The sequence below is a fragment of the Cupriavidus sp. H18C1 genome (assembly GCF_049311595.1).
GTDB classification, from domain to species: domain Bacteria; phylum Pseudomonadota; class Gammaproteobacteria; order Burkholderiales; family Burkholderiaceae; genus Cupriavidus; species Cupriavidus cauae.
The window spans coordinates 82,413-98,636 of the sequence record NZ_CP186008.1 but is presented as its reverse complement, the minus strand read 5'-3'; the positions used below and the strand labels follow the sequence as shown (position 1 = coordinate 98,636).

At 68.4% G+C, this 16,224-nt stretch carries 10 protein-coding genes and 3 pseudogenes; 4 read left to right on the top strand and 9 right to left on the bottom strand.

All coding sequences use genetic code 11. The annotated features are described in order from the left end of the window. From bamA to rpsB, 9 genes and pseudogenes are all read right to left on the bottom strand, one after another. The gene (gene bamA / locus OJJOAM_RS00430; protein ID WP_043438778.1) at nucleotides 1–2,301 is read right to left on the bottom strand and encodes an outer membrane protein assembly factor BamA; all 2,301 of its coding nucleotides are present in this window, start codon (nucleotides 2,299–2,301) and stop codon (nucleotides 1–3) included. A gap of 130 nt (nucleotides 2,302–2,431) precedes the next feature. Then, nucleotides 2,432–3,847: an RIP metalloprotease RseP gene (gene rseP / locus OJJOAM_RS00425; protein ID WP_422648529.1), complete on the bottom strand. Its 1,416-nt coding sequence runs from the start codon at nucleotides 3,845–3,847 to the stop codon at nucleotides 2,432–2,434. Between the two features lie 101 nt (nucleotides 3,848–3,948). After that, nucleotides 3,949–5,125: pseudogene (gene ispC / locus OJJOAM_RS00420) on the bottom strand (1-deoxy-D-xylulose-5-phosphate reductoisomerase); the annotation flags it as partial. 19 nt (nucleotides 5,126–5,144) lie between these two features. Then, nucleotides 5,145–5,966 (bottom strand): phosphatidate cytidylyltransferase, encoded by an 822-nt coding sequence (locus OJJOAM_RS00415; RefSeq protein WP_422648528.1) that lies wholly within the window; start codon nucleotides 5,964–5,966, stop codon nucleotides 5,145–5,147. A gap of 44 nt (nucleotides 5,967–6,010) precedes the next feature. After that, nucleotides 6,011–6,781 carry an isoprenyl transferase gene (locus tag OJJOAM_RS00410; protein WP_149319030.1) on the bottom strand — a complete coding sequence of 257 codons (771 nt, stop codon included), beginning with the start codon at nucleotides 6,779–6,781 and terminating at the stop codon, nucleotides 6,011–6,013. A gap of 69 nt (nucleotides 6,782–6,850) precedes the next feature. Then, complete coding sequence (gene frr / locus OJJOAM_RS00405) at nucleotides 6,851–7,411, bottom strand: ribosome recycling factor (protein ID WP_149319031.1); 561 nt, start codon at nucleotides 7,409–7,411, stop codon at nucleotides 6,851–6,853. A 110-nt stretch (nucleotides 7,412–7,521) separates the two neighbouring features. Further along, nucleotides 7,522–8,233: pseudogene (pyrH, locus tag OJJOAM_RS00400) on the bottom strand (UMP kinase). A gap of 318 nt (nucleotides 8,234–8,551) precedes the next feature. Continuing rightward, the gene (tsf, locus tag OJJOAM_RS00395) at nucleotides 8,552–9,430 is read right to left on the bottom strand and encodes a translation elongation factor Ts (protein WP_422648527.1); all 879 of its coding nucleotides are present in this window, start codon (nucleotides 9,428–9,430) and stop codon (nucleotides 8,552–8,554) included. 292 nt (nucleotides 9,431–9,722) lie between these two features. Further along, the gene (rpsB, locus tag OJJOAM_RS00390) at nucleotides 9,723–10,466 is read right to left on the bottom strand and encodes a 30S ribosomal protein S2 (protein ID WP_053821659.1); all 744 of its coding nucleotides are present in this window, start codon (nucleotides 10,464–10,466) and stop codon (nucleotides 9,723–9,725) included. Nucleotides 10,467–10,855: 389 nt separating this feature from the next. Here rpsB and map point away from each other — a divergent pair. The 4 genes and pseudogenes from map (at nucleotide 10,856) to OJJOAM_RS00370 (ending at nucleotide 16,180) form a co-directional block, all read left to right on the top strand. Then, nucleotides 10,856–11,676 (top strand): annotated as a pseudogene (gene map / locus OJJOAM_RS00385) (type I methionyl aminopeptidase). A gap of 147 nt (nucleotides 11,677–11,823) precedes the next feature. Beyond that, complete coding sequence (locus OJJOAM_RS00380) at nucleotides 11,824–14,409, top strand: [protein-PII] uridylyltransferase (protein WP_422648526.1); 2,586 nt, start codon at nucleotides 11,824–11,826, stop codon at nucleotides 14,407–14,409. Between the two features lie 20 nt (nucleotides 14,410–14,429). Beyond that, nucleotides 14,430–15,518 (top strand): hypothetical protein, encoded by a 1,089-nt coding sequence (locus OJJOAM_RS00375; protein WP_422648525.1) that lies wholly within the window; start codon nucleotides 14,430–14,432, stop codon nucleotides 15,516–15,518. Further along, on the top strand, nucleotides 15,434–16,180 hold the full coding sequence (locus OJJOAM_RS00370; protein ID WP_422648524.1) for a pseudouridine synthase: 747 nt from the start codon (nucleotides 15,434–15,436) through the stop codon (nucleotides 16,178–16,180). The genes OJJOAM_RS00375 and OJJOAM_RS00370 overlap by 85 nt, the downstream gene beginning before the upstream one ends. The last annotated feature ends 44 nt before the right edge of the window (nucleotides 16,181–16,224 follow it).

Genomic DNA, 16,224 nt, shown 5'->3' with positions numbered 1-16,224 from the left:
TCAGAACGCGGTACCGATCTGGAACTGGAAGCGCTGGGTGCGGTCGCCCTCTTCGCGCTTGAGCGGGAAGCCCACGCTGACCTTCAGCGGACCGATCGGCGACAGCCACGACAGGCCGAGACCGGTCGAATACCGCAGGTCGCTGAAGCGCGGCGCCTCGCCTTCCTGGTACACGTTACCGAAATCAAAGAACGTAAAGAGCCGCAGCGTGCGGTCCACGCCGGAGCCCGGCAGCGGGAAGATGAATTCGACGTTGCCGATCACCTTCGACGCGCCACCGATCGGGTTGCCGTTCTGGTCCTTCGGACCCAGCGTGCTGGTCTGGTAGCCGCGCACCGAGCCGATACCGCCGGCGTAGAAGTACTTGAAGACCGGGAAGTCCTTGCCGGCATAGCCGTGACCGTAGGCGATCTCGCCGTTGAACGCCAGCGTGAAGGCCTTCGACAGCGGATAGTAGTACTGCTGCTGCAGCGTGGCGCGGTAGTACTGCGTATCGCCGATGCCGGGCAGGCCGACTTCGAGGTTGGCCTGCGTGTACGGACCCTTGGTCGGGATCAGCGCGCTGTCGCGGCGATCGCGCGCCCAGCCGATCGTGAACGGGAAGTTGTTGGTGACGTCGCCGTTTTCGCGCACCCAGCGCTGGTACTGGATCGGCGTGTTGTTCGACACCGTCAGCTCGGTCCGCTCGTAGCCGATGCCGAAGAACACCGTGTCGTTCTCGGAGAACGGCACGCCGAACTTGAAGCCGCCGCCGGTCGACACGATCCGGTAGTCCTGGTCGCCGATGTAGTACAGCGGGCGCGAGGTCCGGTAGTAGATGTCGGTGGAGCGGCTGATGCCGTCGACGGTGAAATACGGGTCGTACTGCGTCAGGGCAATCGTGCGGAACGACTTCGCGGTGTTCACGTCCAGGCCCAGGCTGGTACCCGAACCGAATACGTTGTCCTGGCGCAGGCCGGCCTGCAGCACGAGCTTGTCGGTCGACGAGAAGCCCATGCCCAGGCTGATCTGGCCGGTCGGCTTCTCGGTGACGTTGACGTTCACATCGACCTGGTCGGGCGCGCCCGGCACGTCCTCGGTGGTGATGTTGGTGTCGGTGAAGTAGCCGGTGCGGTTGATGCGGGCCTGCGATTGCGTCAGCTTCTCGCTGTCGAACCACGAGCTTTCCATCTGGCGCATCTCGCGGCGCACCACCTCGTCGCGGGTCTTGCTGTTGCCGACCACGTTGACGCGGCGCACGTAGACGCGGCGGCCCGGGTCGACCATCAGCGTCAGCGCGACCTCGCGCTTCTCGCGGTCGATCTGCGGCTGCGGATTGATGGTGGTGAACGCATAGCCGTAGGTGCCCATCAGGTCGGTGATGGCCTTGGTGCTCTGCGTCAGCTTTTCCGACGAGAAGATGTCGCCCTTCTTCAGGGTCAGCAGCTTCTCCATTTCTTCCTGCTTGCCCAGCAGCTCGCCCGCCAGGCGGATGTCGGACACCTTGTACTGGTCGCCTTCCTTGATGTTCAGCGTCAGGTAGATGTCCTTCTTGTCCGGCGTGATCGACACCTGGGTCGATTCGATCGCGAACTCGAGATAGCCGCGGTTCAGGTAGAACGAGCGCAGCGCCTCGAGGTCGGCCGTCAGCTTCTGCTTCGAGTACAGGTCGTTCTTGGTGTACCAGGACAGCCAGTTCGGCGTCGACAGCTGCATCTCGTCGCGCAGCGTGCCTTCCTTGAAGGCCTTGTTGCCGACGATATTGATCTGCCGGATCTTGGCGATCGGGCCTTCGTCGACGTTGAACACGACGGAGACGCGGTTGCGGTCCACCGGCGTGATCGTGGTCTGCACCTCGGCCGCGTAGTAGCCGCGGGCGACGTACTGGCGCTTCAGTTCCTGCTCGGCCTTGTCGATCAGCGCGCGGTCGTAGTAGCGCGCCTCGGCCACGCCGACGGCCCGCAGCGAACGGCGCAGCGTGTCCTTGTCGAATTCCTTGATGCCGACGAACTCGAGCTGCGAGATGGCCGGGCGTTCCTCGACGTGGACGACCAGCACGCCGTCCTCGGCGCGGATCTGCACGTCCTTGAAGAAGCCGGTGTTGTAGAGCGCGCGGATCGCGTCGGCGCCCTTGTCGTCGGTGAAGGTCTCGCCTACCTTGACTGGCAGATAGCCGAAGACCGTGCCGGGTTCGACCCGCTGCAGACCTTCAACCCGAATATCCCTGACCACAAACGGATCCGCGGCCCAGCCCGCCGGTGCCCAGGCCGCGATGATGGCACTCGCCAGCATGCTAAGCGAGATGCGCTTATGTCTGATCAATCTTGATCCCCTCTTTGATTCCATGCAGGATTGGGCTCTGATGCTTCGCCGGGCGGCCTCGCGACGAGGTCCGCAACGGTACGCCGTGGCCGGTGCCACAGCACGCCGCTACGTCGTTGCGCACCGGATTCTAGCTGCGCGCGAGAAACAGGCGGCTGACGTCGTTGAACAAGGCGAGCGAAGTCAGGAGCAAGATGCAGGCAATGCCGACCTTCTGCAGCACAGCCTGCCAGTGGTCTGGAACGGGCCTGCCAGTCAAAAATTCAACGCAATAATACAGCAAATGCCCCCCGTCCAATACCGGAATGGGTAACAAATTCAATACACCGAGGCTGACGCTGACCAGCGCAAGGAAGCCGATGAACGGTTGCCAGCCGAGGTTCGCGGCCTTGCCCGCGTAGTCGGCGACGGTCAGCGGACCGCTGAGGTTCTGCAGCGAAGCCTGGCCGATCAGCATGCGGCCGAGCAGCTTCAGCGACAGCACACTGGTGTCCCACACCTGCTGTCCGGCACGGACCAGCGCCTGCAGCGGGGCATCGCGCACGGTCTCCATCTGCACCGCCTGCGCCAGCGCGGCGCCCAGCTTGCCGGCCGTGGCGGCCTTGCCGCCGCCCTCGCCCGCTCCCTCGCGCATCTCGTCGCCCTCGGCCGGCACGGCGTCGACCTTGACCGGCACCTGCAGCGTCCGGCCTTCGCGTTCGATCGACAGCGTTGCCTGCGCGCCCGGATTCGCGCGCACCGCGCGGATCAGCTGATCGGCCTGGCGGATCGGTTCGCCCTGCCACGCCAGCACCCGGTCGCCGGCGCGCAGGCCCGCGCGTTCGGCGGCCGAATCGGGCAATACCTCGCGGATCGTCACCGGCCCGCCCTTGAGTGCAAGGCCCAGCGTGGACAGCGGATCGCGCTGTGGATCGCCGCCGGTATTGGGCAGCCGCGCGATGGTCAGGTCGCGCTCGGCGCCATCGGCCCCGCGCACGCGCAGCACCGCGCCGGCACCGTCGAATCCCTGCGCCATCACGGCCATGCGCAGATCGTTCCACGAGCGCACCGCCTCGGTCTCGTCGTTGGCGGTCAGCGCAAGCACGCGGTCGCCGTCGCGCACGCCGGCCTGGGCCGCGGCCGTACCGGCCACGGGAGCGGCCAGCACCGGCGCGGGCTCCTGCATGCCGCCGGCAAACAGTGTGAAATACAGCACGATCGCCAGCACGAAGTTGGCGACCGGTCCGGCCGCGACGATGGCGATGCGCTTGCCGACCGGCTGCCGGTTGAAGGCCCGCGGCAGGTCGGCCGGATCGAAGGCCGGATCGCGCTCGGGATCGCGTTCGCGCTCGTCGAGCATCTTGACGTAGCCGCCCAGCGGAATCGCCGCCAGCGTCCATTCGGTGCGGTCGCGATGGCGCGAGACCCAGCGCAGCAGCGGACGGCCGAACCCGATCGAGAAGCGCAGCACCTTGACGCCGCAGGCGCGCGCGGCCAGGTAGTGGCCCATCTCGTGCACGTAGATCAGGATGCCGAGCGCAACGATGAAGGCGAGGATGGTCTGCATGGCGGCGATCCGGTTCAGCTGGGCGTGGCCGCGCCGGCGTTGGTGGCGGCGTTGGTGCCGGTGTCGGCGCCGGCGTTGGCGCCCGCCCTCGCGCCGACGCTGGCCAGCCCGCCTGCCTGCACCAGCGCACGGGCCAGCGCGCGGGCCTGCGCATCGGCCCGCAGCACCGCGTCGAGCGAATCGGCCGCATGGCGCGGGCCCTGCTCGAGCACGCGCGCGACGACGCCGGCGATGTCGGTGAAGCGGATCGCGCCCTGCAGGAAGCTGTCGACCGCGATCTCGTTGGCGGCGTTCAGCACCGCCGGCGCCACGCCGCCCGCGCGCAGCGCGTCGAAGGCCAGCGCCAGGCACGGGAAGCGCTGCAGGTCCGGCGTCTCGAAGGCCAGCGTGCCCGCCGCGACGAGATCCAGCGGCGACACCCCGGCGTCGATGCGCTCGGGATAGGCCAGGCCATAGGCGATCGGCGTGCGCATGTCGGGGTTGCCCAGCTGCGCCAGCACCGAGCCGTCGGCGTACGCGACCATCGAATGGACGATGCTCTGCGGGTGGATCAGCACCTCGATTCGCTCGGCCGGCGCGCCGAACAGCCAGTGGGCCTCGATGACTTCGAGGCCCTTGTTCATCATCGTCGCCGAATCGACCGAGATCTTGCGCCCCATCACCCAGTTCGGATGGGCGCAGGCCTCGTCCGGGGGAAATGTCGTGCAGCGAGGCCGGATCGCGCGTGCGGAACGGCCCGCCGGAGGCGGTCAGCACCACGCGGGCGACGCCGGCCCGATAGCGCGGATCGTCGAACGGCAGGCACTGGAAGATCGCGTTGTGCTCGCTGTCGATCGGCAGCAGCGTCGCGCCGTGCTCGCGCACCGCGTCCATGAAGATGGCGCCGGACATCACCAGCGCCTCCTTGTTGGCCAGCAGCACGCGCTTGCCGGCTCGCGCCGCGGCCAGCGTCGGCCGCAGCCCGGCGGCGCCGACGATCGCGGCCATCACGGTATCGGCCTCGCGGTCGGCGGCGACCTCGGCGAGCGCGGCGTCGCCGTGCAGCACCTCGGTGCCCACGCCGGCCACGCGCAGCCGCTCGCGCAGCTCGATCGCGGCGCTCTCGCTGCCGACCACCGCCCGCGCCGGGCGGAACTCGGCGCAGCGCTCGGCCAGCTTGTCGATCTGGCGATGCGCGGTCAGCGCATGCACGGCGTAGCGCTCGGGATGGCGCCGGATCACGTCCAGCGTGCTGTCGCCGATCGAACCGGTGGCGCCAAGGACGGTAATGCGACGCATGAAAGAGGCCTGGGGAAAATCAGAGATACAGGATCAGCAGCGCGGCCAGCGGCAGCACCGGCAGCAGCGCGTCGATGCGGTCGAGCACGCCGCCATGGCCCGGCAGCAGCCGGCTGCTGTCCTTCTTGCCGACCTGCCGCTTGAGCAGTGATTCGAACAGGTCGCCCACCACGCTGGCGATCACCATCAGCGTGGTCAGCAGCGCCACCATCAGCAGGCCGTTGCGGTCGGCCACACGGTCGAACCAGGTCGGCGCGAAGGCATGGGTGGCCGCCAGCGACAGCGCCACGGCGAGCGCGAACAGCCAGCCGCCGATCGCGCCCTCCCATGACTTGCCGGGGCTGATCGACGGTGCCAGCTTGCGGCGGCCGATCGCCTTGCCGACGAAATAGGCGCCGATATCGGCGGCCCAGACCAGCGCCGCGGCCGACAGCAGCACGCCGACGCCGAGGCCGCGCAGCAGCATCGCGGCATGGCCGAAGGCGGGCAGGATCACCAGGCCGACCAGGCCGGCGACGATCGCGAAGGCCGGCGTGGCCTTGCGCACGCCGCGCGCCAGCAGCACGATGGCGACGCCCCAGGCGACCACCGAGGCCTGCATCAACCACAGCATGGCGCCGCGCGCCGGCACGTCATGCCACGCGATCATCGCGACCACGCAGGCGATCGCGTAGATCCACGGGCCCGCGCCGCGCAGGCCCAGCAGGCGGCCGAATTCCCAGGCGGCCAGCGCCACGATCACCGCCATCAGGCCGGCCAGCGCCGCGGGCGGCGCCAGGAACAGGATCGGCAGGATCAGCAGCAACAGGCACAGGGCGGTGATGACACGGGTAAGAAGCATGCGCTGCGAGTCCCGGTTGGTTCGATGGCGAGCGGCCGGCCCGCTCAAGCGGTGCCGGACAGCCCGGACGGCGCCACGACCTGCGCGCTGGTGCGGCCGAAACGCCGTTCGCGCTGCCGGTACGAGGCGAACGCCTTGTCCAGTTCGGCCGCGTCGAAGTCGGGCCAGAACACATCGGTGAAATAGAGCTCGGAATAGGCCAACTGCCACAGCAGGAAATTGCTGATGCGCTGTTCCCCGCCGGTGCGGATGAACAGGTCCGGCTCGGGCGCGTAGGCCATCGCCAGGTGCGGCGCCAGCGTCGATTCCTCGATCGTCGAGGGGTCGAGCATCGGCTGCTGCAGCAGCATCTTGCGCACCGCCTGCAGCAGGTCCCAGCGGCCGCCGTAATTGGCGGCGATGGTCACCGTCAGGCCGGTATTGCCCGCAGTGCGGCGCTCGGCGTCGGCGATCAGCTGCTGGATGCGCGGGCTGAAGCGGCTCAGGTCGCCAACCACCTTCAGGCGGATATTGTTGGCGTGCATCTTCACCACCTCGCGCCGCAGCGACATCATGAACAGCCGCATCAGGAAGGTGACCTCGTCGGCCGGCCGCCGCCAGTTCTCGGAACTGAAGGCGAACAGCGTCAGGTACTTGACCCCTCGCACCGCGCACGCCTCCACCACGGTACGTACCGCATCGAGGCCGCGGCTATGGCCGGCGACCCGCGGCAGATGCCGCTGCGTGGCCCAGCGCCCGTTGCCATCCATGATGATGGCGACGTGGGCCGGTACGTAACCGGTTTCGGGGATGGCGAGTGTGGAACTGATGTGCATGGTGGTGGACGGGTCCCCGACGGCGTCGCCGCGCCAGCCCACGGCGGGACTGGCGAGCGGCGCCGCGGCTCAGACCGTCATGATCTCCTTGTCCTTCTCGGCGACCAGCTTGTCGATCTCGGCGACATAGCGGTCGGTCAGCTTCTGCACCTCGTCCTGGCCACGACGCTCGTCGTCTTCCGAGATGCTCTTGTCCTTGACCAGCTTCTTGAACTGTTCGTTCGCGTCGCGGCGCAGATTGCGCACCGCCACCTTGGCGCTCTCGCCCTCGCCCTTGACGACCTTGGTCAGCTCCTTGCGGCGCTCCTCGGTCAGCGGCGGCATCGGCACGCGGATGACCTCGCCCATGGTGGCCGGATTCAGGCCCAGGTCGGCGTCGCGGATGGCCTTCTCGACCGCGCCGACCATCTTCTTTTCCCACGGCTGCACGCTGATGGTGCGGGCATCGGCCAGGCCGATATTGGCGACCTGGCTGATGGGCACCGGCGAGCCATAGTATTCGACCTGGACATGGTCGAGCAGACCGGTGTGGGCACGACCCGTGCGGATCTTGGCCAGATCGGCCTTGAACGCTTCGATGGTCTTCTGCATCTTCTGCTCGGCGCTCTTCTTGATGTCGGCGACGCTCATCATAACCTCCGGAAAACTGGCTGCCATGACCCCGGCGGACGGGGCCGAAAACGAATCATTCTACTCTGTGCCGTTGCGTGCGCCACCTCGCGGCGGCCCCGCACGGCGCCTCAAACGTGGACCAGCGTACCCTCGTCCTCGCCCAGGATCACGCGCTTGAGCGCGCCCGGCTTGACGATCGAGAACACCTTGATCGGCAGCTTCTGGTCGCGGCACAGCGCGAAGGCGGTGGCGTCCATCACCTGCAGATTGCGGGAGATGGCCTCGTCGAAGCTGATCGTGGTGTAGCGGGTAGCGCTGGGATCCTTCTTCGGATCGGCGGTATAGACGCCGTCGACCTTGGTGGCCTTGAGCACCACCTCGGCGCCGATCTCGGAGCCGCGCAGCGCGGCCGCGGTATCGGTGGTGAAGAACGGGTTGCCGGTGCCGGCGGCGAAGATCACCACCTTGCCCTCTTCCAGCTGGCGGATCGCGCGGGGGGCGGATATAGGGCTCGACCACCTGGTCCATGCGCAGCGCCGATTGGACCCGGCCCTCGATATTGGCGTGCCGCATCGCGTCCTGCAGCGCCAGCGCGTTCATCATCGTGGCCAGCATGCCCATGTAGTCGGCGGTCGCGCGGTCCATGCCGGCGGCGCCGCCGGCGACGCCGCGGAAGATGTTGCCGCCGCCGATCACCACTGCCACCTGCACGCCGAGCTTCACGATCTCGGCAATATCATTGACCATGCCTTCGATCGTGGACCGGTTGATGCCGAAGGCATCGTCGCCCATCAGGGCCTCACCGGACAGTTTCAGAAGGACGCGCTTGTAGGCTGGCATATTCACCCTCGGGCTGGTTCGAGTCTTCGATCTGGGCCTTGCCCCGGAGGGCGGATGCCGCCGGGACCAAGCCGGCTTTCCCCGTGGCCCGGGCGCGTCGGCAGGCCCGAAGGGGCGATGCCAGTCAAAACGGGCGACGGCGAAAACGGGCTCCGCGGCCGGCCTGGGGACCGACGCGCTGGACGCATGCGCCGGCCGTTCGGGCGGCACGCGCCATTGTTCTCTCTTCTTGTGCCGAGGGGCACCTCGCGGTGCCCCTCGGGATTATACGGCGGGCCGTCATGGCGCCAGACCGGCGCCTGCCTCCCGCCCGGGATATCAGCCCTTCTGCGCGGCGGCGACCTGCGCGGCCACTTCGGCGGCGAAGTCGTCCTGACGCTTCTCGATGCCCTCGCCGACCACGTACAGCGTGAAGCCCTTGACCGTCGTGTTGGCGGCCTTGAGCATCTGCTCGACGGTCTGCTTGTCGTTCTTCACGAACGGCTGGTTCAGCAGCGAGACTTCCTTCAGGTACTTCTGCACCGAGCCTTCCACCATCTTGGCGGTGATCTCGGCCGGCTTGCCCGACTCGGCAGCCTTCTGCTCGGCGATGCTGCGCTCCTTGGCGATCAGATCGGCCGGCACGTCCGCCGACGACAGCGCCACCGGCTTCATCGCGGCGATGTGCATGGCGACGTCCTTGGCGGCGACTTCATCGCCGTCGAACTCGACCATCACGCCGATGCGGGTGCCGTGCAGGTACGACACCAGCTTGCCGCCGCCGGCATAGCGGGCGAAACGGCGGATCGTCATGTTCTCGCCGATCTTGCCGATCAGCGCCGAACGGACCTGGTCGACGGTCTGGCCGTCCAGCGGCAGCGCCGACAGCGCGGCCACGTCGGCCGGGTTCTGCTTGGCGACCAGCTCGGCGACCTTGGCCGAGAAGCCCAGGAAGTCGTCGTTCTTCGAGACGAAATCGGTCTCGCAGTTCAGTTCGACCAGCGCACCGGTGGTGCCGTCGATGAAGGCGGCGACCACGCCTTCGGCGGTCACGCGCGAAGCGGCCTTGCTGGCCTTGTTGCCCAGCTTGACGCGCAGCAGCTCCTCGGCCTTGGCCAGGTCGCCGTCCGCCTCGGTCAGGGCCTTCTTGCACTCCATCATCGGCGCGTCGGTCTTCGCGCGCAGTTCAGCCACCATGCTTGCGGTAATTGCCGCCATTTGTCACTCCTTGATTGGTTCACGCCCCGCGCCGTTCCGCCGGACCTGGAAGTCCCGCGCCGCGGCCGGCCGCGTGGTGTTCAAAGACTCACCCGCCGTGATCGTAGCCACGCCGGATGACAATCATTCCTGTCTGCTTGCTGCTTGCTGCCCGTTGCCGGGCTTGCGCGCGGACCGCGCGCATTCAAAAAAGGGGCGTACCATGTCGCCCCCTTTTCTGGTGGTCGCGCGGCCGACGATGCCGCCGCGCGCCACGGGTCCGTCAGGGCCGTCCGGGCCTTCAGGCCCGACCTCAGGCTTCCTCGACTTCGACGAAGTCGTCGCTGCCGCGGACCGCCTCGACCACGTCCTGCACCGCGTTGGCGCGGCCTTCCAGGATCGCGTCGGCGACGCCGCGCACGTACAGCGCAACGGCCTTGCTCGAGTCGTCGTTACCCGGGATCACATAGTCGATGCCGTCCGGCGAGTGGTTGGTATCGACCACGCCGATCACCGGAATGCCCAGCTTGTTGGCTTCGGTCACGGCAATCTTGTGGTAGCCGACGTCGACCACGAAGATCGCGTCAGGAATGCCGCCCATGTCCTTGATGCCGCCGATCGACTTCTCGAGCTTTTCCATCTCGCGCTCGAACATCAGCGCTTCCTTCTTGCTCATGGTGTCCAGCGCGCCAGCTTCCTTGGCGGCTTCCATGTCCTTCAGGCGCTTGATCGAGGTCTTGACCGTCTTGAAGTTGGTCAGCATGCCGCCGAGCCAGCGGGCGTCGACGTAGGGCATGCCGGCACGGCCAGCTTCCTCGGCCAGGATCTCGCGCGATTGGCGCTTGGTGCCGACGAACAGGATGGTGCCGCGATTCGCTGCCAGCTGACGCACATACTTCAGCGCGTCCTGGAACATCGGCAGCGTCTTTTCCAGGTTGATGATGTGGATCTTGTTGCGATGGCCGAAGATGAACGGGGCCATCTTGGGGTTCCAGAAGCGGGTCTGGTGGCCGAAGTGGCAACCGGCTTCCAGCATTTCACGCATGGTGACGGACATTGAATTCTCCAAAAGGGTTCGGTCTGAAGTCCGCCCCGACATTCCTGAACAGGAACACCCCGGATGGGCGGACTCGCGATTTCGCGGGATTGGCATGCTGCGCCAATCCCGCACCCGCCCGGACCGCCATCGCGCATTGCCGAAATCCTGACGTCAGGAATCCGCGAAGCGAGGCGAAGCCAAGCGAGCCCGCGATTGTAGCAACATCCCGGCCATCGCTCAAGCCCGCCCGACGTCGCCGATCCAGGAGGCACCGTCACGGTGCGGCGCCGGCTTCTCGCCGCCGCGGGGTGCGGCGGGCCCCCCGATGGTGCGATAATCCCGTTTTGACAATCCAGAAACGGGCGCCGACCCCACTTGGCGCCCGTGACACTTTTCCGCGTCGCAGCATGAGCATCCATTTGAAGACCGCCGAAGACATCGCCCAGATGCGCGTCGCCTGCCGGCTCGCCAGCGAAGTCCTCGACTACATCACGCCGTTCGTGAAGCCCGGCGTCACCACCGGCGAGCTGGACCGCCTGTGCCACGCCTATATGCGTGACGTACAAGGCACGGTGCCCGCGCCGCTGAACTATGCGCCCCCCCGGCTATCCGCCCTTCCCCCGGCGCGATCTGCACCTCGGTCAACGACGTGATCTGCCATGGCATCCCCGGCGATCGCGTGCTGAAGAACGGCGACGCGGTCAACCTGGACATCACCGTAATTACCAAGGAAGGCTATTACGGCGACACCAGCCGCATGTTCATCGTCGGCGAGGGCTCGATCCTGGCCAAGCGCCTGGCCCAGGTGACCTTCGAATGCATGTGGAAGGGGATCGCCCAGGTGCGCCCGGGCGCCAGGCTCGGCGATATCGGCCATGTGATCCAGCAGCACGCGGAGGCGGCCGGCTACAGCGTGGTGCGCGAATACTGCGGCCACGGCATCGGCAAGAACTTCCACGAGGACCCGCAGATCCTGCACTACGGCCGCCCCGGCACCGGCATGGAACTGCAGGCCGGCATGATCTTCACGATCGAGCCGATGATCAACGCGGGCAAGCGCGACATCCGCACGATGCCGGACCAGTGGACCGTCAAGACGCGCGACCGCAGCCTGTCGGCGCAATGGGAACACACGGTGCTGGTAACCGACACCGGCTACGAGGTGCTGACCGTCTCGGCCGGCACGCAGGCGCCGCCCGCCTTCATCACCGACACGCTCGCGGCCTGATTGCAGGGGGCGCCGGAAGGCGCCCCTGTCGTTTGGGCCGCGCCGAATCCCGCTCGCCGACATACGCCGCAGCCCCCGCCCGTTCGTCCCCCCTTCGCCGCCCCTCGCCGCCCTCCTTCGCCCATGTCGACCCAACCCGTCCCAGCCATGGATTCGTCCCCGGAACTGCTGCTCGCCACGCGCGTGCGCGACCGGCTCAAGGCCGGCAAGCAGGCGCTGTTCGATGCCTTCACCGGCGGCGGCCAGGTCGGCACGTTGCTGACGCGGCTGCGCCGGGCGGTCGACCAGGCGCTGGTCGAGTGCTGGCGCGGCCTCGGGCTGCCGGCCGGGATGGCGCTGGTCGCCGTGGGCGGCTACGGCCGCGGCGAGCTGTTCCCGCATTCGGACGTCGACGTGCTGCTGCTGTTGCCGGCCGAGCCGGACGCGGACACCGTCGGCCGCATGGAGAAGTTCATCGGCCTGTGCTGGGACCTGGGGCTGGAGATCGGCTCGTCGGTCCGCACGGTCGAGGACTGCCTGCGCGAGGCGCGCGCGGACGTGACGATCCGCACCGCGCTGCTGGAGGCCCGGCTGGTGACGGGCAACCGCACGCTGTTCGCCGAGCTGCAGGCGCGCTATCGCGCCGAGCTGGACCCGCGCGCCTTCTTCCAGGCCAAGCTGCTCGAACTGCGCCAGCGCCACGCCAAGTACCAGGACACGCCCTACGCGCTCGAGCCGAACTGCAAGGAAAGCCCGGGCGGCCTGCGCGACCTGCAGGTGATCCTGTGGATGACGCAGGCGGCGGGCTACGGCGACAGCTGGAAGGAGCTGCGCGACAAGGGCCTGCTGACCGAGCGCGAGGCGCAGGAGCTGACGCGCAACGAGCGCCTGCTCAAGACCATCCGCGCGCGGCTGCACCTGCTGGCCGGACGCCGCCAGGACGTGCTCGTGTTCGATCTGCAGACCGCGCTGGCCGAGGCCTTCGGCTATCGCCAGAACGCCAACAAGCGCGCCAGCGAGCAGCTGATGCGGCGCTACTACTGGGCCGCCAAGGCGGTGACCCAGCTCAACAGCGTGCTGCTGCTCAATATCGAGGCGATGCTGTTCCCCAGCGAGTCGAAGGTCACGCGCGTGCTGAACGAGCGTTTCGTCGAGCGCCAGGGCATGCTGGAGATCACCAGCGACGACCTGTACGAACGCAACCCGCACGCGATCCTCGAAACGTTCCTGCTGTACGAGCGCACGCCGGGCGTCAAGGGCCTGTCGCCGCGCACGCTGCGGGGGCTGTACAACGCGCGCACCGTGATGGACGCGCGCTGGCGCAACGATCCGGTCAACCGCCAGCAGTTCCTGGCGATCATCCAGGAGCCGCAGGGCATCACGCACGCGCTGCGGCTGATGAACCAGACCAGCGTGCTCGGCCGCTACCTGATCAACTTCCGGCGCATCGTCGGCCAGATGCAGCACGACCTGTTCCACGTCTATACCGTGGACCAGCACATCCTGATGGTCGTGCGCAACATGCGGCGGTTCGCCATCGTCGAGCACACGCACGAGTTCCCGTTCTGCAGCCAGCTGATGGCCAACTTCGACAAGCCGTGGGTGCTGTGGCTGGCGGCGCTGTTCCACGATATCGCCAAGGGCCGCGGCGGCGACCACTCGAAGCTGGGCACCGCCGATGCGCGCCGCTTCTGCCGCCAGCACGGCATCGCGCGCGAGGACGCCAACCTGATCGCCTGGCTGGTCGAGCACCACCTGACCATGAGCCATGTCGCGCAGAAGCAGGACATGACCGATCCCGAGGTGGTCCATGCCTTCGCCCGCGTGGTCGGCAACGAGCGCTACCTGACCGCGCTGTATCTGCTGACGGTGGCCGATATCCGCGGCACCAGCCCCAAGGTCTGGAACGCGTGGAAGGGCAAGCTGCTGGAGGACCTGTACCGCATCACGCTGCGCGTGCTCGGCGGCGCGCGTGTCGACCCGCATTCGCTGTGGGCGCAGCGGCGCGAGGAAACCATCGCCGCGCTGCGGCTGCAGGCCTTCGATCCGTCCCGCGCCGAGGCGCTGTGGGAACGGCTCGACGTGGCCTTCTTCCTGCGCCACGACGCGCGCGACATCGCCTGGCTGACGCGCCATCTGGCCGACCGCGTCGACAGCGAGCAGCCGGTGGTCAAGGCGCGCGTGTCGCCCGCCGGCGAGGGGCTGCAGGTGGCGGTCTACGCCAAGGACCAGCCCGACCTGTTCGCACGCATCTGCGGCTACTTCGAGCGCAAGGGCTTCTCGATCCAGGAGGCGAAGATCCACACCACGCGGCATGGCTACGCGCTGGACACCTTCCAGGTGTTCGATCCCGGCGTCGTCGGCGGCGGGCGCGAGACGTACCGCGACATCATCGCGCTGGTCGAGCACGAGCTGTGCGAGCGGCTGATGCATCAGGCGCCGCTGCCCGAGCCGTCGCAGGGCCGGCTGTCGCGCCAGTCGCGCAGCTTCCCGATCAAGCCGCGCGTCGATCTGCGGCCCGACGAGCGCGGCCAGTACTTCCTGCTCGAACTGTCGGCCAACGACCGCACCGGCCTGCTGTACGCGATCGCCCGCGTGCTGGGCCGCCACCATATCTCCGTGCATACCGCACGCATCAACACGCTGGGCGAACGGGTCGAGGACATGTTCCTCGTCGACGGCAGCCGACTCGCCGCCGACAACCGGCTCGAAATCCAGCTTGAACAGGACTTGCTCGCGGCGCTCGAGATCTGAGCCGCGACATCATTGAAACCATGAGCGATCAACCCTCCCCCAAGCGCAAGACCTTGGGACTGAAATCCGCGGCCGCCAGTCCGGCGCGCAAGAGCGGCGCCACCCGGCCGGTCCGCGTATCGGACCTGAACCGGCGCCGCGTCCAGACGGTGGCCGAAGGCGTGCGCGCCGCGCAGCAACGCGCCGAGGGCAGCGGCAAGCCGCGCAAGGCAGGCGGTGCCCGCCCCGCGCCGGAAGGACGCGGCCTGCGCCGTCCAAGCAGCGACGAGCGCGGACCGCGCCGTTTCGGCTCCGAGGAGCGCGGACCGCGCCGTTTCGGCGACGAGGCGCGCGAGCGGCCGGCGCGCTGGGGCGAGCGCAGCGAGCGTGGGGAACGCACCGAGCGCCCGCCGCGGTTCGAACGCGGCGAGCGTGCCGAACGCCCGCAGCGCTTCGAGCGTGGCGAACGCAGCGAGCGCCCGCAGCGCTTTGAGCGTGGCGAGCGTACCGAGCGCCCGCAGCGTTTCGAGCGTGGCGACCGTACCGAACGTCCACAGCGTTTCGAGCGTGGCGAGCGTACCGAGCGGCCGCAGCGTTTCGAGCGTGGCGACCGCACCGAGCGGCCGCCGCGCTTCGAGCGCGGCGAACGCACCGATCGCGGCGCGCGCCCCGGCGCCGGCCCGCGCCGGGAATTCGCGGGCGATCGCAGTGAGCGCACCGAGCGCGGTCAGCGCCCCCCGCCCGACCGAGCGCGGCGACCGTCCTTCGCGGCCGGCATCGGCCGAATCGCGCGACCGTCCCCGCCGTCCGCAGGAGGGGCGGCGACATGCGCCCGGCCCGCTCCGGCTTCGGCGCCGGCACCGGCCGAGCGCCTAAGCCGGGCGGCGCCCGTGCACACAGCAACGTGCCACATGGCGCGCCATACGCCGCGCCATACGACGCGCCCCGCTCCGCCGCAACCCGCAGCCCGGCCCGCCCGCCGTCGAACGCGCATGCCGCCGGCGCGGCGCACGAGTCCGACGGCCTGGTGCGCCTGTCCAAGCGGATGTCCGAGCTCGGCCTGTGCTCGCGCCGCGAGGCCGACGAATGGATTCCGCGCGGCTGGGTGCTGGTCGACGGCAAGCCCGTGACCGAGCTTGGCACGCGCATCCGCCCGGACGCGACGATCGAGATCCATCAGGCCGCCCGCTCCGAGCAAGGCGAGCGCGTCACGGTGCTGCTGCACAAGCCGGTCGGCTATGTCTCCGGCCAGGCCGAGGAAGGCTATCAGCCGGCGGCCGCGCTGTTCACGGCCGAGAACCAGTGGGAGAACGATCCGACCCGCAAGCGCTTTGCGCCCTGGCAGCACAAGGGTCTGGCCCCGGCCGGACGCCTCGATATCGATTCGACCGGCCTGCTGGTGCTGACGCAGGACGGCCGCATTGCCCGCCACCTGATCGGAGAGGACTCGAACGTCGAGAAGGAATACCTGGTGCGGGTGGTCTGGGAGGATGCGCCCGATGGCCCGGTCGAGCGCAATGTCTCGGCCGTGTTTCCCCCCGAGCGGCTGGACAAGCTGCGCCACGGCCTGTCGCTCGACGGCGAGCCGCTGAAGCCGGCCAAGGTCAGCTGGCAGAACGAGGAACAGCTGCGCTTCGTGCTGCGCGAAGGGAAGAAACGGCAGATCCGCCGGATGTGCGAGCAGGTCGGCCTGAAGGTGGTGGGACTCAAACGCGTCCGCATGGGCCGCATCGTGCTGGGCGACCTGCCGGTCGGCCAGTGGCGCTTCCTGGGGCCGTTCGAGAAGTTCTGAGGCCCGCTGCCGGGACCGGCGCACCGCGCGGTCCCGGCCCCATC